The organism is Janthinobacterium sp. Mn2066, assembly GCF_049319705.1.
In the GTDB taxonomy this organism is placed as follows: domain Bacteria; phylum Pseudomonadota; class Gammaproteobacteria; order Burkholderiales; family Burkholderiaceae_D; genus Janthinobacterium.
This window is the reverse complement of the sequence record NZ_JBMOUF010000004.1, coordinates 313,591-333,400: the sequence shown is the minus strand read 5'-3', so window position 1 is coordinate 333,400 and position 19,810 is coordinate 313,591. Positions and strand designations below refer to the sequence as shown.

The 19,810-nt window shown below is 61.8% G+C and carries 17 protein-coding genes; 16 read left to right on the top strand and 1 reads right to left on the bottom strand.

Going from position 1 to position 19,810, the window contains the following annotated elements; translation table 11 throughout:
* Positions 1–18: 18 nt before the first annotated feature.
* Together ACL9RI_RS10045 and ACL9RI_RS10040 are read left to right on the top strand one after the other, a co-directional pair.
* On the top strand, positions 19–360 hold the full coding sequence (locus ACL9RI_RS10045; protein WP_422726420.1) for a winged helix-turn-helix transcriptional regulator: 342 nt from the start codon (positions 19–21) through the stop codon (positions 358–360).
* A gap of 218 nt (positions 361–578) precedes the next feature.
* On the top strand, positions 579–1,118 hold the full coding sequence (locus ACL9RI_RS10040; RefSeq protein WP_422726419.1) for an NAD(P)H-dependent oxidoreductase: 540 nt from the start codon (positions 579–581) through the stop codon (positions 1,116–1,118).
* A gap of 22 nt (positions 1,119–1,140) precedes the next feature.
* On the opposite strand, the gene ACL9RI_RS10035 is transcribed toward ACL9RI_RS10040, so the two are convergent.
* Positions 1,141–2,148: a sensor domain-containing diguanylate cyclase gene (locus tag ACL9RI_RS10035; RefSeq protein WP_422726418.1), complete on the bottom strand. Its 1,008-nt coding sequence runs from the start codon at positions 2,146–2,148 to the stop codon at positions 1,141–1,143.
* A 153-nt stretch (positions 2,149–2,301) separates the two neighbouring features.
* Between ACL9RI_RS10035 and ACL9RI_RS10030 the strand changes: the two genes are divergently transcribed.
* The 14 genes from ACL9RI_RS10030 to ACL9RI_RS09965 all read left to right on the top strand — a co-directional run bounded on the left by ACL9RI_RS10030 (position 2,302) and on the right by ACL9RI_RS09965 (position 19,807).
* Positions 2,302–3,294 carry a LysR family transcriptional regulator gene (locus tag ACL9RI_RS10030; protein WP_422726417.1) on the top strand — a complete coding sequence of 331 codons (993 nt, stop codon included), beginning with the start codon at positions 2,302–2,304 and terminating at the stop codon, positions 3,292–3,294.
* 223 nt (positions 3,295–3,517) lie between these two features.
* A complete protein-coding gene (locus ACL9RI_RS10025; protein WP_422726416.1) occupies positions 3,518–6,373 on the top strand; it encodes a 2-oxoglutarate dehydrogenase E1 component in 2,856 nt (951 codons plus the stop codon).
* 111 nt (positions 6,374–6,484) lie between these two features.
* A complete protein-coding gene (gene odhB, locus ACL9RI_RS10020) occupies positions 6,485–7,741 on the top strand; it encodes a 2-oxoglutarate dehydrogenase complex dihydrolipoyllysine-residue succinyltransferase (protein WP_422726415.1) in 1,257 nt (418 codons plus the stop codon).
* Positions 7,742–7,843: 102 nt separating this feature from the next.
* Complete coding sequence (locus ACL9RI_RS10015; RefSeq protein ID WP_422726414.1) at positions 7,844–8,227, top strand: PspC domain-containing protein; 384 nt, start codon at positions 7,844–7,846, stop codon at positions 8,225–8,227.
* Entirely contained in the window at positions 8,217–9,647 is a 1,431-nt protein-coding gene (gene lpdA / locus ACL9RI_RS10010) for a dihydrolipoyl dehydrogenase (RefSeq protein ID WP_422726413.1), read from the top strand. Before ACL9RI_RS10015 ends, lpdA begins: the two co-directional genes overlap by 11 nt.
* A 69-nt stretch (positions 9,648–9,716) precedes the next feature.
* Positions 9,717–10,814: a cell division protein ZapE gene (gene zapE / locus ACL9RI_RS10005; RefSeq protein ID WP_422726412.1), complete on the top strand. Its 1,098-nt coding sequence runs from the start codon at positions 9,717–9,719 to the stop codon at positions 10,812–10,814.
* A gap of 19 nt (positions 10,815–10,833) precedes the next feature.
* The gene (locus ACL9RI_RS10000) at positions 10,834–11,544 is read left to right on the top strand and encodes a hypothetical protein (protein WP_422726411.1); all 711 of its coding nucleotides are present in this window, start codon (positions 10,834–10,836) and stop codon (positions 11,542–11,544) included.
* Between the two features lie 122 nt (positions 11,545–11,666).
* Positions 11,667–11,867: a YdcH family protein gene (locus ACL9RI_RS09995; protein WP_183675966.1), complete on the top strand. Its 201-nt coding sequence runs from the start codon at positions 11,667–11,669 to the stop codon at positions 11,865–11,867.
* A 45-nt stretch (positions 11,868–11,912) separates the two neighbouring features.
* Positions 11,913–13,964: an ATP-dependent DNA helicase gene (locus ACL9RI_RS09990; protein ID WP_422726410.1), complete on the top strand. Its 2,052-nt coding sequence runs from the start codon at positions 11,913–11,915 to the stop codon at positions 13,962–13,964.
* A gap of 144 nt (positions 13,965–14,108) precedes the next feature.
* Positions 14,109–14,714 carry a toll/interleukin-1 receptor domain-containing protein gene (locus tag ACL9RI_RS09985; protein WP_422726409.1) on the top strand — a complete coding sequence of 202 codons (606 nt, stop codon included), beginning with the start codon at positions 14,109–14,111 and terminating at the stop codon, positions 14,712–14,714.
* A 21-nt stretch (positions 14,715–14,735) separates the two neighbouring features.
* Positions 14,736–17,177: a tetratricopeptide repeat protein gene (locus tag ACL9RI_RS09980; protein WP_422726408.1), complete on the top strand. Its 2,442-nt coding sequence runs from the start codon at positions 14,736–14,738 to the stop codon at positions 17,175–17,177.
* A 72-nt stretch (positions 17,178–17,249) separates the two neighbouring features.
* Positions 17,250–17,987 carry a 5'/3'-nucleotidase SurE gene (gene surE, locus ACL9RI_RS09975; protein WP_422726407.1) on the top strand — a complete coding sequence of 246 codons (738 nt, stop codon included), beginning with the start codon at positions 17,250–17,252 and terminating at the stop codon, positions 17,985–17,987.
* Positions 17,984–18,829 (top strand): protein-L-isoaspartate(D-aspartate) O-methyltransferase, encoded by an 846-nt coding sequence (locus ACL9RI_RS09970; RefSeq protein ID WP_422726406.1) that lies wholly within the window; start codon positions 17,984–17,986, stop codon positions 18,827–18,829. Before surE ends, ACL9RI_RS09970 begins: the two co-directional genes overlap by 4 nt.
* Positions 18,830–18,871: 42 nt before the next feature.
* Entirely contained in the window at positions 18,872–19,807 is a 936-nt protein-coding gene (locus tag ACL9RI_RS09965; protein WP_422726405.1) for a peptidoglycan DD-metalloendopeptidase family protein, read from the top strand.
* The last annotated feature ends 3 nt before the right edge of the window (positions 19,808–19,810 follow it).

The window sequence follows — 19,810 nt, the reverse complement described above, 5'->3', positions numbered from 1 at the left end:
GAGTAAAGAAACATAGTCATGAATGACGATCTCTGCGTCCCCAGCGGCGTGGCCCTCATCGATACCGGCTTCGGCTATACCTTGTCGCTGATCGGTGGCAAGTACAAGATGCTGATCCTGTATGTGCTGGCCGAACACAAGCTGCTGCGCCACAATGAGCTCAAGCGCTATCTGGGCGGCATCGCCTTCAAAACCCTCAGCGTGGTGCTGAAAGAGCTGGAAGCCGATGGCTTGATCGTCCGCAAGGAATACCCGCAAGTGCCGCCCAAGGTCGAATATTTTCTCTCTGACAAGGGCGCATCGCTGATCCCCGTCCTCAACACCCTGTGCGAGTGGGGCGAGGCGCACCAGCCGTCCTGATGCTGTCAATGAGTACTGTCTCAGGCCGCATTCTATCCTATTACTTACTTTTGTTACTGTATGCATAGAAAATGTGCGTACTTGTTAAAGATACTCACTAAAGCTATGCTGTTTCTACCTGATCAATGCGAGTACCTACTTGCAGGGAGGGCGCCCGCTTGCCTGTTTTTCACATGCAGGGCGCCTTCCATCGATCCCATCCTCGTGAAAGAAGCAGCATGAAAACACTCGTTATCGTTGTTCATCCCAAGATTGAAAACTCGGTCGTCAACCAGCGCTGGCTGCAGGAACTGAGCCTGTATCCCGAGCAGTTCACCATCCACCATCTGCACCAGGCTTATCCTGATGGCCATATCGATGTGGCGAAAGAGCAGGCGCTGGTGGAGGCGCATGGCAATGTGGTGCTGCAATTCCCCATGTACTGGTTCAATTGCCCGCCACTGATGAAGAAGTGGCTCGATGACGTGCTGGCCTATGGCTGGGCCTATGGCACGGGCGGCGATGCCTTCAAGGGGCGCAAGGTGGCGCTGGGCGTGACGGCCGGCATCAACCAGGCAGACTTTAGCCCGGAAGGCAAGTGGGGGCACACACTGGCGCAGCTGCTGGCGCCATTCGAGGTGACGTTCAATTACATCCAGGCCGAAGGCCGCCAGCTGTTTGCCTTCTATGGCGCCGAATATGGCGATGCAGAGCCGGCGTATGCGGAGCGCGTGCAACAAAGCGCGGTGGAATACGCGCGCTTTTTAACCGCGCTGTAAGGACTGACTACGGCGCAGCGGCTTAGTGGGGGCGGATGCGCAGCTCCATGGTGGGCGTATCCCTGCCCAGCACCACCCTGGCCGACTGCACCAGCGCCGACACCGAACTGCCATCTTCAGGGAAGAGGGCGCTGCCGGCGCGCAGCAGCAGCCGGCTTTTGCTTTCCTGGTCCAGTATCAAGGGTTCGGCAATGATGGCCTGGCTGATGCGGTGGGCCTGGCTGGTGACGATCGAGCGCCGTCCCGCCATGCCCAGCATGACGGAAAATTCATTGGCGCCGGTGCGCGCCACGATGTCTCCCACCCGGCATTCGCGTTCTATCCGGCGCGAGATTTCCAGCAGGATGGCCGGCATCTGCTTGCCTGCCGCCTCGCGCAAGCTGTCCAGGCCTTCGATGCGGAACATGGCGATCGCCATCTGGCCCGCATTCTTGCCGGCCGCAGCCACTTTTACCTGCAGCTGTTCGTGGAAGAAGGAGCGGTTCGGCGTGCCGGTCTCTTCATCGAGGGTCAATCGTTGCCGCAGGATCGCCGGGCCTTCCTGCGCCGCCCGGTGCATCAGCACGGCGGCCATGTTGGCCAGCAATTGTGCGATTTCCGCTTCACCGTCTTGAAAGTCGCGTGGGGTGGTCCAGACCAGTTTCATGACGGCGATGGCTTGCTTGTCCGCAATCAAGGGCACGATGATCATCGCCCGCAGGCCCACCTTGCGGCACGCTTCGCGGTTGACCCGCGTATCGGTTTCGCTATCGTTGCAGATGGCCGCCGTTTGATGGCTCAGGCAAAAACCGGACAGGCTGTTCGCCACCGGCATATGTAGCCCCAGCTGGGGTTCCGCCAGGCCGCAGGCGGAGCGGTAGACGATGTCCTCGCCTTCCAGCAGTTCGACCACCGCGCCATCGGCGCCCGTCAGTTCGGCTGCCGTGGCCGAGGCTGCATCCATCACCGCGCTCAGGTCGTTGCCGAGACTGACCAGCCTGACCTGGGCGGCAATAATTGCTCTTAATGTATTGCCTGAAATATCATTCATGATGCTCTCCTTCAATGCCATATTTTACCTCCGCTGGCCCCTGTATCAGGGGGCTTCGGCAATAGACGCAGATCATGCAGTGGGGCATTTCGTCAAAACACGGTAAATTAGCAACTTCATTCATCACATCGGATCAACCATGCCAGCAGCATCATGGACCGCATAACCGCGGCGCAAGTATTTGTCGCCATCGCCGAACGGGGCAGCATGGTGGCCGCCAGCGAGGCGCTCGACATGTCGCGCGCCATGGTCACGCGCTACCTGGCCGAGATGGAGCAGTGGGCCGGGGCGCGGCTCTTGCATCGCACCACGCGCCGCCTGAGCTTGACGGATGCCGGTGACGCCACGCTGGCGCGCTGCCGCCAGATGCTGGAAGTGGCGGGCGCCATGGCCGTCACTTCGCTGGACGGCGCGGACACGCCGCATGGCTTGCTGCGCATTACCTGCTCGCAGTCGCTGGCGCAAACGGCGCTGGCTGGCGCAGTGGCCACTTACCTGCAGCGTTACCCGCGCGCCGCCGTCGACCTGCAGATGGAAAACCGCGCCGTCAACCTGGTCGAGCAGCGCATCGACCTGGCGATCCGCATCACCAATGCGCTGGAGCCGAACCTGATCGCGCGCCAGCTGGCCAGTTGCGACTCGGTGGTGGTCGCCTCGCCCGTCTACCTGGCGGCGCACGGCACGCCGCGCCGGGCGGAAGACCTGGCCCTGCACAATTGCCTGACCTATACCTATTTCGGCAAGAGCCTGTGGCAGTTCACGCATCAGGGGGAAGCGCTCACTGTCCCGGTGAGCGGGCGCTTGTCGGCCAACGAGTCGCTGGTCTTGCTGGTGGCCACGGTGGAAGGGGCGGGCATTTCGCTGCAGCCGCGTTTTTCGGCGGCGCCGCTGATCGCCAGTGGGCAACTGGTGGAATTGCTGCCCGCGTGGCGGCCGCAGTCGATGGGCATTTACGGTATCTATACGTCACGCCAGCACATGTCGCCCTTGCTGCGCACCATGCTCGATTTTCTCGTCGACTGGTTTGCCCATGACCCCCGCTGGCAGGCGCTGACAGGTCAGCTGGCCAGTGATATTGCGTTGTCGGGCAGACCACTTTCGCGCAAGCGGACAGGCAAGCTTGGCAGTGGAACAACACAAGCGTGAGAACATGCCCCGCAAAGCTTACATTTGCTTGCCAAATAAAATTCAAGGAGTCGTTGTTGCGTTACAATACCGCGTGCTATTCTAAATCACGGTATGAAGAATGCTGGCGCAACAAAAGCCCTTCCCCCACAACTTGATGTGCAATCCGCTAACCGGTCAGGCCGTGTCGCGGAAGGTTAGATTAACCCGCTAATCTCGCGAAGCGCGAAGAAAGGTGAGCAATATGATGCAACAATATACGTCCAACTCCTACCTGTTTGGTGGGAATGCTCCGTACGTAGAAGATCTGTACGAAGCGTATCTCAATAATCCAGGTTCGGTACCGGACAACTGGCGCGCCTATTTCGACGCGATGCAGCACGTGCCTGCAGTCGATGGCACCAACAAGCCTGACGTGGCGCACGCCTCGGTCATCGCCTCGTTCGCCGAGCGCGCAAAAGCAGGTCCGATCCGCACAGTGACCGCTTCCTTCGATGCTGAAATGGGCCGCAAGCGCGTCGCCGCTACCCAGCTGATCGCCGCTTACCGCTACCTCGGTTCGCACTGGGCCAACCTGGACCCGCTGCAACGCCAGGAACGTCCTTCGCTGCCGGAACTGGAACCGAGCTTCTACGGTTTCACCGACGCGGACATGGACACCGTGTTCAACATCAGCAATACCTATTTTGGCCCCGAGACCGCCACCCTGCGCGATCTGCTGAACTATCTGCGCGATACCTATACGCGTTCGATCGGCGCCGAATTCATGTACATCTCCGACCCGGCCGAAAAGCGCTGGCTGCAAGAGAAACTGGAAGCGATCCGCTCCACTCCGAATTTCACCCCAGAGAAAAAAATCCACATCCTCGACCGCCTGACCGCGGCTGAAGGCCTGGAACGCTATCTGCACACCCGTTACGTGGGCCAGAAGCGCTTCTCCCTGGAAGGCGGCGAAACCTTCATCGCCTCGATGGATGAAACCATCCAGCGCGCCGGCGAAAAAGGCGTGCAGGAAATCGTCATCGGCATGGCCCACCGCGGCCGCCTGAACGTACTGGTGAACACCCTGGGCAAGGCGCCACAGGAACTGTTCGAAGAATTCGAAGGCAAGCATGGCGACGACCTGCCGGCCGGCGACGTGAAGTACCATCAAGGCTTCTCGTCGGACATCTCCACCGCAGGCGGCCCGGTCCACCTGTCGCTGGCGTTCAACCCGTCGCACCTGGAAATCGTCAACCCGGTAGTCGAAGGTTCGGTCAAGGCCCGCATGGACCGCCGCGACGACGTGCACGGCGCGCAAGTGCTGCCGATCCTGGTACACGGCGATGCCGCTTTCGCCGGCCAGGGCGTGGTCATGGAAACCCTGAACCTGGCGCAAACCCGCGGCTACGGCACGGGCGGCACGGTCCACATCGTGATCAACAACCAGATCGGTTTCACCACCTCGGACCCGCGCGACGCCCGTTCGACCTTGTACTGCTCGGACGTCGTCAAGATGATCGAAGCACCGGTACTGCACATCAATGCCGATGATCCTGAAGCCGTGGTGCTGGCGACGCAAATCGCGCTCGACTACCGCATGGAATTCAAGAAGGATATCGTGCTCGACATCATTTGCTACCGCAAACTGGGTCACAACGAGCAAGATACGCCTGCACTGACGCAGCCGTTGATGTACAAGAAAATCGGCCAGCATCCAGGCACCCGCAAGCTGTATGCGGACAAGCTGGTAGCGCAAGGCGTGATCCCTGCCGATGGCGGCGACAAAATGGTCGCGGCCTTCCGCGACGCGATGGACGCCGGCAAGCACACGGTCGATCCAGTCATCTCGAACTTCAAGAACAAGTACGCCGTCGACTGGCTGCCGTTCCTGAACAAGAAATGGACCGACTCGGCTGATACGGCCGTGCCGATGACCGAACTGAAACGCCTGGCGTCGCGCATCACCACCGTGCCGGAACAGTTCAAGGTCCACTCGCTGGTAGAAAAAGTCCTGGGCGACCGCGCCACCATGGGCCGCGGCGAAATGAACCTGGACTGGGGCATGGGCGAACACCTGGCCTACGCATCGCTGGTATCGTCCGGTTACGCCATCCGCCTGACGGGCCAGGATGCAGGCCGCGGCACCTTCGTGCACCGCCACGCCGTGCTGCACGATCAAAACCGCGAGCGTTGGGATGCAGGTACCTACATCCCGCTGCAAAACGTGTCCGACAACCAGGCGCCGTTCACGGTGATCGACTCGGTGCTGTCCGAAGAAGCTGTACTGGCCTTCGAATACGGCTACTCGACCGCTGAACCGAACACCCTGACGATCTGGGAAGCCCAGTTCGGCGATTTCGCCAACGGCGCGCAAGTGGTGATCGACCAGTTCATCAGCTCCGGCGAAGTGAAATGGGGCCGCGCTTCGGGCCTGGTCATGATGCTGCCGCACGGTTACGAAGGCCAGGGTCCTGAGCACTCGTCCGCACGTCCTGAGCGTTTCCTGCAGCTGTGCGCAGACAACAACATGCAAGTGGTGCAGCCGACCACGGCTTCGCAGATCTTCCATTTGCTGCGCCGTCAAATGGTGCGCCAGTTCCGCAAGCCACTGGTGATCCTGACGCCGAAATCGCTGTTGCGCAACAAGGATGCCGGTTCGCCGCTGACCGACCTGGCCAAGGGTGGTTTCCAGACCGTGATCGGCGAAGTCGACGAGAAAATCGACGCCAAGAAAGTCAAACGCGTGATCGCCTGCTCGGGCAAGGTCTATTACGACCTGGTCAACGCACGCAAGACCCGCGGCCAGACCGACACGGCCATCGTGCGCCTGGAACAGCTGTATCCGTTCCCGCATAAATCGTTCGCTGCGGAACTGAAGAAGTTCCCGAACCTGGTGGAAGTGGTATGGACCCAGGATGAGCCGCAAAACCAGGGCGCATGGTTCCAGATCCAGCACAACATCTTTGAAGGCCTGGAAGCGGGTCAACGCCTGGCGTACGCCGGCCGTCCTGCTTCGGCGTCGCCTGCTGTCGGTTACTATGACAAGCACTACGCTCAGCAAAAAGATCTGCTGGAAACGGCATTCTCGAAGCTGAAAGGCTTTATTCTTACGAAATAAGTAAGCAGCGAAGACGCCGCGCACCATGCGCGGCGGTTGACCACTATGCACGGAGCGCCGCCATTGCTACGCAGGGGCGGCGCCGCAATAACAAAATAAACGGAGTTTTACATGGCACAAATCGAAGTCAAAGTTCCCCAGTTGTCGGAATCGGTTGCAGAAGCAACCCTGCTGGCATGGCATAAAAAAGTCGGCGAGCCAGTGGCGCGCGACGAAAACCTGATCGATATCGAAACCGACAAAGTGGTCCTGGAACTGCCAGCACCAGGCGCTGGCGTGATCGTGCAGATCATCAAGGACAACGGCGCCACCGTGGTGGCCGGCGAAGTCATCGCCATCATCGATACCGACGGTTCGGCCAAAGTCAGCCCGATGGAAGTATCGGCTGTTCCTGCACCAGCCCTGGCTGCCGCTGCACAAGACACCGCTACCGCATCGGCCCCAGCTGCTGCAACCAAAGGCGACGTGGCGATGCCTGCTGCTGCCAAGATCCTGTCCGAAAAAGGCCTGTCCGCTGGCGACGTCGCCGGTTCGGGCAAAGATGGCCGCGTGACCAAGGGCGACGCCCTGGCCGCTTCCGCCAAGCCTGCCGTTGCGCCTCTGGCGCCAGCGGCTGCCAAACCAGCACTGCAACAAGTTGCTACGCCAGCCGCTGCCAACCTGGGCGACCGTCCGGAAGAGCGCGTGCCGATGAGCCGCCTGCGCGCACGTATCGCCGAGCGCCTGCTGCAATCGCAATCGACCAACGCCATCCTGACCACGTTCAATGAAGTGAACATGCAGCCGGTCATCGATCTGCGTAACAAATACAAGGACAAGTTCGAAAAAGAGCACGGCGTCAAGCTGGGCTTCATGTCCTTCTTCGTCAAGGCTGCTGTCGCTGCACTGAAAAAATACCCGATCATCAACGCTTCCGTTGACGGCAACGACATCGTGTACCATGGCTACTTCGACATCGGTATCGCGGTTGGTTCGCCACGCGGCCTGGTCGTGCCTATCATCCGCAACGCCGACCAGCTGTCGATCGCCGACATCGAGAAAAAAATCGGCGAATTCGGCGCCAAAGCCAAGGACGGCAAGCTGACCCTGGACGACCTGACCGGCGGCACCTTCTCGATCTCGAACGGCGGCACCTTCGGCTCCATGCTGTCGACCCCGATCATCAACCCGCCACAATCGGCGATCCTGGGCGTGCATGCGACCAAGGACCGCGCAGTCGTGGAAAACGGCCAGATCGTGGTGCGTCCAATGAACTACCTGGCAATGTCGTACGACCACCGCATCATCGACGGCCGCGAAGCCGTACTGGGCCTGGTAGCGATGAAAGAAGCGCTGGAAGATCCAGCACGCCTGCTGCTGGACCTGTAATAGCGAACGCCCCGGCGTAGCCGCCGGGGCAGTGTAGGCAGTACCGTTGTACCCCGTGCCAGAAGACGCAGCTGGCTGATCTCATCATAAAAGAGGATTCCCATGAACGTCTCTGAAGAAATCAAGCGACTGCACGACTTGCACCTGGCTGGCGCATTAAGCGATGCTGAATTTGCGCAAGCCAAGGCCAAGCTCCTGGGCGGCATCAACCTGGACAAGCCGGATACCAGTTCCGGCGCCGATCCGGCGTCCAGCCCGACGAATGACCTGGTGCAGGAATTCAACCGCCTGCGCCGCTCGCGCAACGACCGCTGGCTAGGCGGCGTGTGCGGTGGCCTGGGCCGTGCTTCCGGCATGGAGGCGTGGATCTGGCGCCTGGTCTTCGTCCTGTTTACACTGACCTTCGGCTTCGGCGTGGTGATTTACCTTCTATTGTGGATTTTCGTCCCGGACGAAGAGATTGGAATAACAAAAAATGAGTACTAAACAATTTGACGTTGTCGTCATCGGTGCGGGCCCTGGCGGCTACATCGCCGCCATCCGCGCAGCACAGCTGGGCTTTTCCGTCGCTTGCGTCGACGAATGGTCGAACGCCAAGGGCGGCGCCGCGCCTGGCGGTACCTGCACCAACGTGGGTTGCATCCCATCGAAAGCGCTGCTGCAATCGTCGGAACACTTCGAGCACGCAGGCCACAGCTTCGCCGAGCACGGCATCGATGTCGCCGGCCTGAAACTGAACCTGGGCCAGATGCTCAAGCGTAAAGATACGGTCGTCAAGCAAAACAACGACGGCATCCTGTACCTGTTCAAGAAAAACAAGATCGCCTTCTTCCACGGCCGCGCCGCTTTCGCTGCTGCCGCTGCCGGCACCTACGAAATCAGCGTGACGGGCGCCGCCAACGAAACCCTGACGTCCAAGCACGTCATCATCGCCACCGGTTCGAACGCACGTGAATTGCCTGGCGCACCATTCGACGAGAAACTGATCCTGTCGAACACCGGTGCTTTGGCCATCGATGAAGTGCCAGCCAAGCTGGGCGTGATCGGTGCTGGCGTGATCGGCCTGGAAATGGGCAGCGTATGGCGCCGCCTGGGTGCCGACGTCACCGTGCTGGAAGGCCTGCCGGTCTTCCTGGGCGCGGTCGATGAGCAGATCGCCAAGGAAGCCTCGAAACTGTTTACCAAGCAAGGCTTGAAGATCAACCTCGGTTGCAAGATCGGCGCCATCACCCCGGGCAAGAACGACGTCAGCGTGGAATTCGTTGATGCCAAGGGCGAAGCGCAAAAAGCCGTGTTCGACAAACTGATCATCTCGATCGGCCGTACGCCGAACACGAATGGCCTGGGCGCGGACAAAGTCGGCCTGCAACTGGACGAGCGCGGCTTCATCGCCGTCGACGGCGATTGCAAGACCAACCTGCCAAACGTCTGGGCAGTGGGCGACGTGGTGCGCGGCCCGATGCTGGCGCACAAAGCGGAAGAAGAAGGCGTTGCCGTGGCCGAGCGTATCGCTGGCCAGCATGGTCACACCAACTTCAACACGATTCCCTGGGTGATCTACACCTCGCCGGAAATCGCGTGGGTCGGCAAGACCGAGCAAACCCTGAAAGCGGAAGGCATCGCTTACAAGGCAGGTTCGTTCCCGTTCCTGGCCAACGGCCGCGCGCGCGCACTGGGCGATACCTCGGGCATGGTGAAATTCCTGGCCGATGCGACTACCGATGAAATCCTGGGCGTGCATATCGTGGGCCCGATGGCGTCCGAGCTGATTTCCGAAGCCGTCGTGGCGATGGAATTCAAGGCCTCGGCCGAAGACATCGCGCGCATCTGCCATGCTCACCCATCCCTGTCGGAAGCGACCAAGGAAGCGGCACTGGCCGTTGACAAGCGTACCTTGAACTTTTAATTGTAGTTAGTCCTGCAGGGGCGCTCGCGGTTTTTGCCGCCAGCGCCCCTGTGCGTTGAAGCGAAGCCCATGAATGTAGAAGAGTTTTACCAGAACGCGTTGCAGCAGCGCGATTTCAAGGCCGATGCCGCGCAGCGCCGCGCCGTCGACCGCCTGCAACTGTGCTATGACGAATGGGTGGCCTATAAAAGCCAGCGTTCGAGCACCCTGCGCCGCCTGCTCAGCCGTCCCGCCGTGCCCAAGGGCGTGTATATGTGGGGTGGGGTAGGGCGCGGCAAGTCGTTCCTGATGGACAGCTTTTATTCCGTGGTGCCCGTGGTGCGCAAGACGCGCCTGCACTTCCATGAATTCATGCGTGGCGTGCACCAGCAGCTCGATGAATTGAAGGGCGTGGCCAATCCGCTCGATGAAGTGGCCAAGCGCATCGCCAAGAAATACCGTTTGATTTGTTTCGATGAATTCCACGTCTCGGACATCGCCGATGCGATGATCCTGTACAACCTGTTGTCGGCCCTGTTCGACAATGGCGTGTCCTTCATCATGACCTCCAATTATGACCCCGACCTGCTGTATCCGGACGGCTTGCACCGTGACCGCATGCTGCCGACCATTGCCTTGCTGAAAGAAAAGCTTGACGTGATGAATGTCGACGCCGGCGTCGATTACCGTGGCCGCGCGCTGGAGCAGGTCGACAGTTACTATACCCCGCTGGGCGCCGCCACCGACAAGGCCTTGCGCGACGCCTATGCGCGGATTGCCGAAACGGCCGACGAAGAGGCGCGCATCCGCATCGAAGCGCGTGAAATCCACTGCCTGCGCCGCGCCGGCGGTATCATCTGGTTTGATTTCGCCACCCTGTGCGGCGGTCCCCGTTCGCAAAATGATTACCTGGAAATCGCCAGCCGCTTCCATACAGTGATATTGTCCGGAATACCGGCGATGTCGGCGGCACAATCTTCCGAGGCGCGCCGCTTTACCTGGCTGATCGATGTATTCTATGATCAAAAGGTTAAGCTGATCATGTCGGCCGAAGTGGCGCCGGAAGAACTGTACACCAATGGCATGCTGGCCAATGAGTTTCACCGTACCGTATCGCGCATCGTGGAAATGCAATCGCGCGAATACATGGAAAAAGAACAGCGCGGCGCGGCCGATGCGATCGTTTGAGGCAGACACAATGAAGATCATGGCAAAGTCGATATCCAAGCTGGGACTGGTCCTGTTGTTGTCCGCCTGCGCGCACCAGGGCGAAGCCGCCCTCGATGTGGTCGGTGCACCGCAGGTGGCCGCCACGCACAGCGTGGCCGAGGCGGACGCCAAGCTGCAGCAGGCGGCCAGCGAGCGTGCTGCGGCAGAGCAGGAATTCGCCGACCGCGAGCAAGTCTGCTACGCCCGCTTTTTCGTTACCGACTGCCTCGACAAGGCCAAGGAAAAGCGCCGCTTGATCCTGGTGCGCCTGCGCGCCGTCGAAGCGGAAGCCAACCATTTCAAGCGCGCCGAGTCCGTGCGCCTGCGCGACGTGGAACTGGCCAAAAATCAGGAAGATGCGCGGATCGACGCAGAGAAGCGCAACGCCGCCACCCCCAAGCCCGTCAAAGTGGTGGCGCCCGAACCGGCGCCGCCCAAGCCGGCTGGTCCGAGCCTGGAGCAGCGCCAGGCCGAGCATGATGCGAAAGTGAAAAAGCAGGCGGCCCAGGAAGCGGCAGAGGCGCCGCGGCGCGCGGCGCGCGAGGCGGATTTTGCCCGCAAGCAAGCTGAAGCGATCGAGCGCCAGAAGCGCGTGGCCCAGCGCCTGGCAGAACGCCAGGCCGAAGCGGCCAAGGCGGCGGCAGCTGCGGCCGCCAGCAGCAGCGCGCCTCCGGCCGCACCGATACCTTTTGATCGTTCTGGCCAGTAATCATACGCAGTAATCCTGCCTTCCTCCTCGTGGCAGGTTAAACTATGCCATGACTGCGCGCGCATCCGCACTTGTATCCGGGTGCGCGCCGGTTTCCCCCAACACTGCCTGGAACGCACTACATGAGTGATGCACAGCATATACAGCGGCGCCTGATTGAACTCGACGTCGAACACCGTGACCTCGATGCCGTGATCGAGCTGCTGATACTCGATGGCCATCATGACGAGCTGCAGTTGCGGCGCCTGAAAAAGCGCAAATTGCAATTGAAAGACCATATCACCTTGCTCAAGATGCAATTGGTGCCCGATGTTCCCGCCTGAAGGGCGCCAGCAGCGCCCCGCTTGAGACACTGAGTAAAGTATATTTTGACCGATCACAATTTATTGCCTGCTAGCCAAGACAGCATCGCTGCCGACGTACCCGCCGAGGCCATCGCGGTACCGGGCAAGCACGATGCCGATATCGAGCGCCTGTTCGGCGCGGGTGGTCCGCTGGGCCCTGCCGTGGGCAGCTACAAGCCGCGCCGTTCGCAGACCGAAATGGCCAAGGCGATTGCCAACGCCATCGATAGCCAGACCACCCTGATGGCCGAGGCAGGCACCGGCACGGGCAAGACCTTCGCTTACCTGGTGCCGGCCCTGATGTGGGGCGGCAAGACCATCGTCTCGACGGGGACCAAGAACTTGCAGGATCAATTGTTCCTGCGCGATATCCCGACCGTGCGCGCCGCCTTGCAGGCGCCCGTCTCGGTGGCCTTGCTGAAGGGCCGCTCGAATTATCTGTGCCATTACCACCTGGAACGCACCCTGCAAAATGGCCGCATGACCTCGCGCGACGACGTGGGCCATCTGCGCGAGATTTCGCGCTTCCTGAAAATGACCAGCACGGGCGACAAGGCCGAGCTGGCCAAGGTGCCCGAGAACGCCATGATCTGGAACCTGGTGACGTCCACGCGCGACACCTGCATGGGCGCCGAATGCCAGTATTACCAGGATTGCTTCGTCATGAAGGCGCGCAAGGAAGCCCAGCAGGCAGACGTGGTGGTGGTCAACCACCATCTGTTCTTTGCCGACGTGGCCCTGAAAGACACGGGCGTGGCCGAGTTGCTGCCATCGGCCAACACCATCATCTTCGACGAGGCGCACCAGCTGCCCGATACGGCGACCCTGTTCTTCGGCAATACGGTGTCCACCTCGCAAATCCTGGAATTGTGCCGCGATGTGCTGGCCGAAGGGCTGGCGCATGCGCGCGGCGTCGACTGGGCCAAGACGGTCACGGTGGTGGAAAAAGCCGCGCGCGACCTGCGCCTGACGTTCCCGCAAGATATCGTGCGCCTGTCCCTGCCGCAAATCGCTGCCTCGAGCGACTTTTTTCCTGCGCTGGAAACGCTCAAGGATGAACTGGACGGCATGGTGGCCGTGCTGGAAAGCCAGGCCGAACGGGCCGAAACGCTGGAACAGTGCCGCGTGCGCGGCGTGGAACTGGCGCAGCAGCTGAGCAGCTGGAAGTTCGACCCGAAGGCCAAGGTCACGGCCGGCGAAGAAGCCGTGTTCTGGGTGGAAGCGTTTTCCAGTTCGCTGCAGCTGCACAAGACGCCGCTGTCGATCGCTCCCATCTTCAACAACCAGCGCGAAGGCTCGCCGCGCAGCTGGATTTTCACCTCCGCCACGCTGGCCGTGAAAAACGACTTCAAGCATTTTTCGGAACAGATGGGGCTGGAGGGCGAACCGTCGCACACCTGGCCGTCGCCGTTCGACTATGGCGAGCAGGGCTTGCTGTTCGTGCCGCAAAACCTGCCGCAGCCCAATTCCATGGGCTACACGGACGCCGTCATCGATTGCGCCTTGCCGATTATCGAGGCGGCCGGCGGACGTACCTTCTTCCTGTGCACCACCTTGCGCGCCGTGAAGCGGGCGGCCGAGCGCCTGGCCGACGAATTCAAGCAGCGCGGCCTGAACTTCCCCCTGTTCGTGCAGGGCGACCGGGGCCGCACGGAATTGCTGGACCAGTTCCGCGCGGCCGGCAATGGCGTGCTGATCGGCAGCCAGAGTTTCTGGGAAGGCGTCGACGTGCGCGGCGATGCCTTGTCGCTGGTGATCATCGACAAGTTGCCGTTCGCGCCGCCCGATGATCCGGTGCTGGCGGCCCGCATCGAAGTGATGGAAAAGCAGGGCAAGAATGGCTTCATGCATCATTCCTTGCCGGAAGCGATCATTAACCTGAAGCAGGGCGCCGGCCGGCTGATCCGCGACGAGGGCGATCGCGGCGTGCTGATGATTTGCGATCCGCGTATTATTTCCAAGCCGTACGGCAAACGCATCTGGCAAAGCCTGCCACCGTTCAAGCGCACGCGCGACACGGCCGAAGTGGTGGAGTTCTTCCGCAATCTGCCGCCCAAGTCTCCCAAAGCGGCCTGATCCTGTCTTCTGGCGCCTGCGCGCCAGAGACATCTTTGCGCCAGCGCAAACGGGCGCGTGCTCAGCGGTTTAGAGTGGATTCATGTCTTGCCATATCAACATGTGGCAATGGCAAGCGTGGCACGGGAAACAGGAGGGGATGCCATGGATATCCGCTACGGCTGTTTCTTGAGCTATGCGCACGGACAGTATGCCTACATGAACAAGTTCAAGAATGACTTGATCGAGGCGCTGGCTTGCTATCTGGAACCGCACCTGGACCGCGAAGACGCCCTGTTTATCGATAGCGAACAACTGGGCGGCGGTGACGACCTGGACCGGCGCGTGGCGCGCGCCATGTGCGAAAGCGTGTGCATGATCGTGCTGTACACGCCCAAATACGAGGCGCATGGCTACACGCGGCGCGAGTTCGCCGCCATGCAGCTGATCGAACAGGAACGCCGCGCCTGGTATGACTTGCCCAGCCACCTGATCATTCCCATCATCATGACGCGCCACCCCGACGGTTTGCCTGCGCAAATCACCGGTCCCGGCCTGTACGTCGATTTCTCCGGCTACACCCTGGCCAGCGGCGACCTGAAGTCGAATCTCCAATACCTGCCCGATATCGAACGGATCGTGCAGCGTATTGCCACGCACTACCACTTGCTCAAGCGTTCGACTCCTCCCGGCCACGATTGCAGCCGCTTCGTGTTGCCCGATATTCCGCCGGTATGGCGCACCGTTCCGCCGCCGCACTTTCCACGTTAATTTACGCAAAAGGGAACTGTCATGGAATGCCAACGTCTTTCTCTGCCGCCACTGACCGCGCCTGGCGAAGTGGTCACCTTCTATTCCTACAAAGGGGGCACCGGCCGCACCATGGCGCTGTCGAATATCGCCGTGCTGCTGGCGCGCCGTGAAAACGCCAGCGTGCCGGTGCTGATGCTGGACTGGGACATGGAAGCGCCCGGCCTGCACCATTATTTCGAGCAGCACGAAGAACGCCCCGGCGTGCTGGAATTTTTCGAAGCCTGCCGCCAGCAGCTGGAACGTTTCCGCCTTGAACCGGCCAGCCGGCATGCCGACGACCAGGCCCTGGCCCGGCGCGTGCTCGACGCTATTGATTGGCAGCAATACGTGGTGCGGGTGGACGAAGGCAGTCCCTTGTACCTGATGCGGGCAGGGCGCTTCGACGCCAGTTATAGCGAGCGCCTGGCGCAGATGCGCTGGGATCAGCTGTTTGACGCCTGCCCGGCGCTGTTCCGCTGCTTTGCCGATACCCTGGCCGCGCATTTCCGCTATGTGCTGGTCGATTCGCGCACGGGGCGCACGGAAAGCGCCGGCATCTGCACCACCTTGCTGCCAAAAAAACTGGTGGTGGTGTTCACGCCCAACCGGCAAAGCCTGGAAGGTGTCGATGCGCTGGTCACGCGGGCCATCGAATACCGCCGCAGCCATGAAGACGAGCAGCGGCCGCTGCTGGTGTACCCGCTGCCGTCGCGCATCGAAATGGGCGACGGCGCGCAACGGGCCGAATGGCGCCGTGGCGATGCGCAAAAGAGCATTGCCGGCTTCCAGCCCATGTTCGAACGACTGCTGCGCGTTTCCTATGGCTTGCCGCAGATTTCGCTCGACAGTTATTTTGACGAAGTGCAATTGCAGCAGACCAAGACTTTTGCCTATGGCGAGCAGTTGGCCGTGCGCATAGACCAGGGCGGAGACCGTTTTTCCCTGACCCGCACCTTCGAAGCGTTTCTGCACTGGCTGACGGGCGGGTACTTCCCCTGGCAATCGAGCCGTGAAATCCATTTGCTGGCCGCCATCAATGAAGCCCGCAATGCGTTGTTGCTCGAACCTGGCCGGGCCGTGGCCTTGCCGCTGGCGCGCGACCTGGGGCGGCTGGGGGAACTGTACCGGAAAGATGGCCGTACGGCGCAGGCGCTGGACGCCCTGCGGCAAAGCGTCGAGATCCGCGTGCGCATGCTGGGCGAGGAGCATGTCGACACCCTGGCCGCCAAGAGCGGCATGGCGCGCCTGCTGCGCCAGCTGGGCAAGCTCGACGAGGCGCGCTTCCTCGATGAAGACGTGGTCAGCACGCGCGCCCGCCTGCAGGGCAGCGAGCATCCCGATACCCTGGCGGCCAAGGCTTGCCTGGCGCAAACGCTGGTGTTGCAGCACGATCATGTCGGGGCCCTGCATTTGCAGGATGCGGTGCTGGCCAGCTATACCCAGTTGCTGGGGAGCGAGCATCCCCTGACCCTGGCCGCAATGGATAGCCGCGCACTGACCCTGCTGCAGATGGACCGCCTGCCGCAAGCGCAGGCCCTGCTCGATACGGTGGTGACGGCGCGTACGCGGCTGTTCGGCGCCGAACATGGCGATACCCTGCACAGCAAGCTGGCGCTGGCGCAGATCGTGGTGCGCCAGGGCGACTTCGAGGGTGCGCGGCAATTGCTGGACGCGGTCTTGCAGGTGCAGGAGCGGCGCCTGGGGCCGGACCATGCGGCCACCCTGGCCACCCGCGACCGCCTGGCCGAAGTGCTGGCAGGCCAGGGCGACTGGGCCGGCGCGCGCCTGCTGCATGAAAACCAGGTGGCGGCGCGCGAACGCACCCTGGGCCTCGATCATCCGGAAACCCTGATGAGCCAGCGCAAGCTGGCCGAGGCCCTGCTGCGCCGTGGCGACCTCACGGCGGCCCGCAGCGTGCAGGAGCAAGTGCTGGAAGTGCATGCGCGCCTGCTGGGCGAGGACCATCTGGATACCTTGCACAGTAAAAAGCAGTTGGCCGGCACCTTGCAGCAGCAGGGCGAAAACGAGGCGGCGCGCCTGCTGGAAGACGCCGTGCTCAGCGGAAGTGACCGGCTGCTGAACGGCCGCACGGGCGGCGCGCCCCGCGCGCAGGAAGAAAGCATGCTCAATGGCGCGCGCCGCCTGCAGGAAACCATCCTGGCCGCACGCGCCACGGAACCCGGTACGCTCGAAGGCATGATAGGCATGTTGCAAAGCATGATAGAGCGCGAGCAATACCATCAGGCGGGTGAGCTGGTCGAGCATTTGAAGCCTTGCCTGCTGCGCCCCGGCGTGCCGGGCAAGCTGCGCAAGCGCGGCATGGCCCAGCTGAAAAGAATGTACAAGCTGCAGGGCGACCTGCCGGCCTTGCTGGCCTTGCAGGAAGACGAGGTGCTGGCGCTGGAGGGCGCGCTGTCGGAAGCGCGCATCGAACAGCGCTAAGCGGTGCCGGCAATATCAAATAAGGCCGTTCCGTACGCGCAGCGTAGGCATTGCTTCAGGTAAAATCTCGTTATGAGAATTCTTATCAGTAACGACGATGGTTACCTCGCGCCCGGCTTGCAAGCCCTGGCCGATGCGCTGGCGGCTATCGCCGAAGTGGTGGTGGTCGCGCCCGACAGCAACCGCTCCGGGGCCTCCAATTCACTGTCGCTGGACCGGCCGCTGTCCCTGCACAAGGCCGCCAATGGTTTTTATTTTGTCAATGGCACGCCCACCGACTGCGTGCACGTGGCGCTGACGGGCTTGATGCAGGAGCGGCCCGACCTGGTGGTATCCGGCATCAACAACGGCCCCAATATGGGCGACGACACCCTGTACTCGGGCACCGTGGCGGCTGCCACGGAAGGCTATCTGTTCGGCATTCCCGCGATCGCCTTTTCGCAGGCCGAGTATGGCTGGGCCAACCTGGACGCCGCCGCGCGCGTGGCCCGCGACATCGTCGAGCGCCGCTTTGACGACTTGCAGAAGCCGTATTTGCTCAACGTCAACATTCCCGCCATCCCCTACGAACAATTGCGCGGCACGGTCGCCACGCGCCTGGGCCGGCGCCATTCGTCCGAACCGGTGATCCGCGCACTCGACCCGCGCGGCCGCGAAATCTTCTGGATCGGCCCCGTCGGCGTGGCCAGGGAAGGCGGACCCGGCACGGATTTTCACGCCGTGTCGCAAGGACAGGTATCGATCACGCCGCTGCAGATCGACCTGACCCACCGCGGCGAACTCGATGCATTGGCAAAAGGGCTGGCATGAGCGACAAGCCGCGCAACTTCCCCCTGACCCTGGACTCGCTGGCTGGCAAGCCTGCCCGCCAGGGCGGGGCGCAGTCGCTGGCGCAGTCGCGCGTGGCCACGCCGCAGACGGCGACGCAGAATGCGGCGCAAAGCGCCGGCCGCAGTGTGCAGGGAGCGGGGTATGAACGGGCGCCGGCCACTGCGGCGGCGCCGTCGCGGCAGCATCCGCTGGTGTCGGAAGCCGTGCGGCGCGCCATGGTGGCCCGCATCGCCAAACAGGGGGTGCAGGACAATGTGGTGCTGGACGCCATGCTGGCCGTGCCGCGCCATCTGTTCATGGACGAGGCGCTGGCCTCGCAGGCGTATATCGACGCCTCGCTGCCGATCGGCCATCACCAGACGATTTCCCAGCCGTACATCGTGGCGCGCATGATCGAAGCCATGCGCCAGGGAAATCCGCTGCAGCGGGTGCTGGAGATCGGCACCGGTTGCGGCTACCAGGCGGCCGTGCTGTCGCTGGTGGCGAAGGAAGTGTTTTCGATCGAGCGCATCAAACCCTTGCATGAGCTGGCGAAGGCCAATCTGCGGCCCTTGCGCGTGTCGAATCTGCGTTTGCAGTACGGAGATGGTATGCTTGGCCTGCCGCAGGCGGCGCCCTTTGACGGGATCATCCTTGCCGCAGCCGGCCTGGAAGTCCCGCACGCCTTGTTGGAGCAACTGACGATAGGCGGGCGTCTGGTTGCGCCGGTGGGCGCCAAATTGCAGCATTTACAATTGATTACCCGGGTGGCGAAGATGGAATGGACCAGCCAGACCCTGGAAGATTGCCATTTCGTGCCTTTGTGCCCGGGCACCATATGATCCCCGGATCGGATAGCAAGCAGGACATACAATTACATGCGAATGATTAAGAAAAGTAAGCTACTCATCGGCGGCGTCACCTTGGCCGCTATCCTCAGCGGCTGCGGCACGACCGGTGTCCAGGCGCCGGTCGTGGAGCGCCAGCCGACCACGGCCACCAGCAGTACGCCGGCAAACGATGCCCGGGATCGTGACCCGGCCCTGTACACGGTCAAGCGCGGCGATACGCTGCTGCGCATCGCCCTCGAACACGGCCAGAATTACCGCGATCTGGTGACGTGGAATGATTTGAGCAATCCGAACGATATCAAGGTGGACCAGGTGCTGCGCGTGCTGCCGCCCAATGGCGACACGGGCGGCGCCCAGACTTCGGCTGTCGTGATGGCGCCACCGATTGAAACGCGTCCGGCGACGCCGGCCGTGCAAAAGAAAACCGGACCACGCGGCGAGAAGCGTCCCTATTCCGATGCTACCCTGGCTGAGCTGCGCGCCGATGGCGACGCACCGGCCGCCAAGCCGGCCCCGGCGCCGGCTACCACGCCAGCACCGGCCGTCGCCGCCGCGCCAGCGGCATCCGCAGCCGCGTCTGCGGCGCAGCCCGCTGGCGACGACAAGATCAGCTGGATCTGGCCGACCGAAGGCAAGGTCATCGCTACTTTCGACGAAGGCAAGAACAAGGGCGTCGATATCGCCGGCAAGGCCGGGCAGCCGGTGGTGGCCGCCGGCGCAGGAAAAGTCATGTATGCCGGGAGCGGAATCCGTGGTTATGGTAATCTTGTTATCGTAAAGCACAGTAATAGTTTATTGTCGGCTTATGCGCATAACCGCAGCATCCTGGTGAAGGAAGGGCAGAACGTCACCAAGGGCCAGACGATCGCCGAAATGGGTGATTCCGATGCGGACCGCGTGAAACTGCACTTTGAAATCCGACAACAAGGCAAGCCTGTCGATCCTTCGAAATTCCTGCCTAACCGTTAGGTA

Bases quoted from the DNA above. Each gene is read 5' to 3' on its own strand.
- ACL9RI_RS09980 (WP_422726408.1), top strand. From the start codon at position 14,736: ATGGAATGCCAACGTCTTTCTCTGCCGCCACTGACCGCGCCTGGCGAA.
- ACL9RI_RS09970 (WP_422726406.1), top strand. From the start codon at position 17,984: ATGAGCGACAAGCCGCGCAACTTCCCCCTGACCCTGGACTCGCTGGCT.
- ACL9RI_RS09965 (WP_422726405.1), top strand. From the start codon at position 18,872: ATGATTAAGAAAAGTAAGCTACTCATCGGCGGCGTCACCTTGGCCGCT.
- zapE (WP_422726412.1), top strand. From the start codon at position 9,717: ATGAATGTAGAAGAGTTTTACCAGAACGCGTTGCAGCAGCGCGATTTC.
- ACL9RI_RS10025 (WP_422726416.1), top strand. From the start codon at position 3,518: ATGATGCAACAATATACGTCCAACTCCTACCTGTTTGGTGGGAATGCT.
- lpdA (WP_422726413.1), top strand. From the start codon at position 8,217: ATGAGTACTAAACAATTTGACGTTGTCGTCATCGGTGCGGGCCCTGGC.
- ACL9RI_RS10045 (WP_422726420.1), top strand. From the start codon at position 19: ATGAATGACGATCTCTGCGTCCCCAGCGGCGTGGCCCTCATCGATACC.
- surE (WP_422726407.1), top strand. From the start codon at position 17,250: ATGAGAATTCTTATCAGTAACGACGATGGTTACCTCGCGCCCGGCTTG.
- ACL9RI_RS10015 (WP_422726414.1), top strand. From the start codon at position 7,844: ATGAACGTCTCTGAAGAAATCAAGCGACTGCACGACTTGCACCTGGCT.
- ACL9RI_RS09995 (WP_183675966.1), top strand. From the start codon at position 11,667: ATGAGTGATGCACAGCATATACAGCGGCGCCTGATTGAACTCGACGTC.
- ACL9RI_RS09985 (WP_422726409.1), top strand. From the start codon at position 14,109: ATGGATATCCGCTACGGCTGTTTCTTGAGCTATGCGCACGGACAGTAT.
- ACL9RI_RS10040 (WP_422726419.1), top strand. From the start codon at position 579: ATGAAAACACTCGTTATCGTTGTTCATCCCAAGATTGAAAACTCGGTC.
- odhB (WP_422726415.1), top strand. From the start codon at position 6,485: ATGGCACAAATCGAAGTCAAAGTTCCCCAGTTGTCGGAATCGGTTGCA.
- ACL9RI_RS10030 (WP_422726417.1), top strand. From the start codon at position 2,302: ATGGACCGCATAACCGCGGCGCAAGTATTTGTCGCCATCGCCGAACGG.
- ACL9RI_RS10035 (WP_422726418.1), bottom strand. From the start codon at position 2,148: ATGAATGATATTTCAGGCAATACATTAAGAGCAATTATTGCCGCCCAG.
- ACL9RI_RS10000 (WP_422726411.1), top strand. From the start codon at position 10,834: ATGGCAAAGTCGATATCCAAGCTGGGACTGGTCCTGTTGTTGTCCGCC.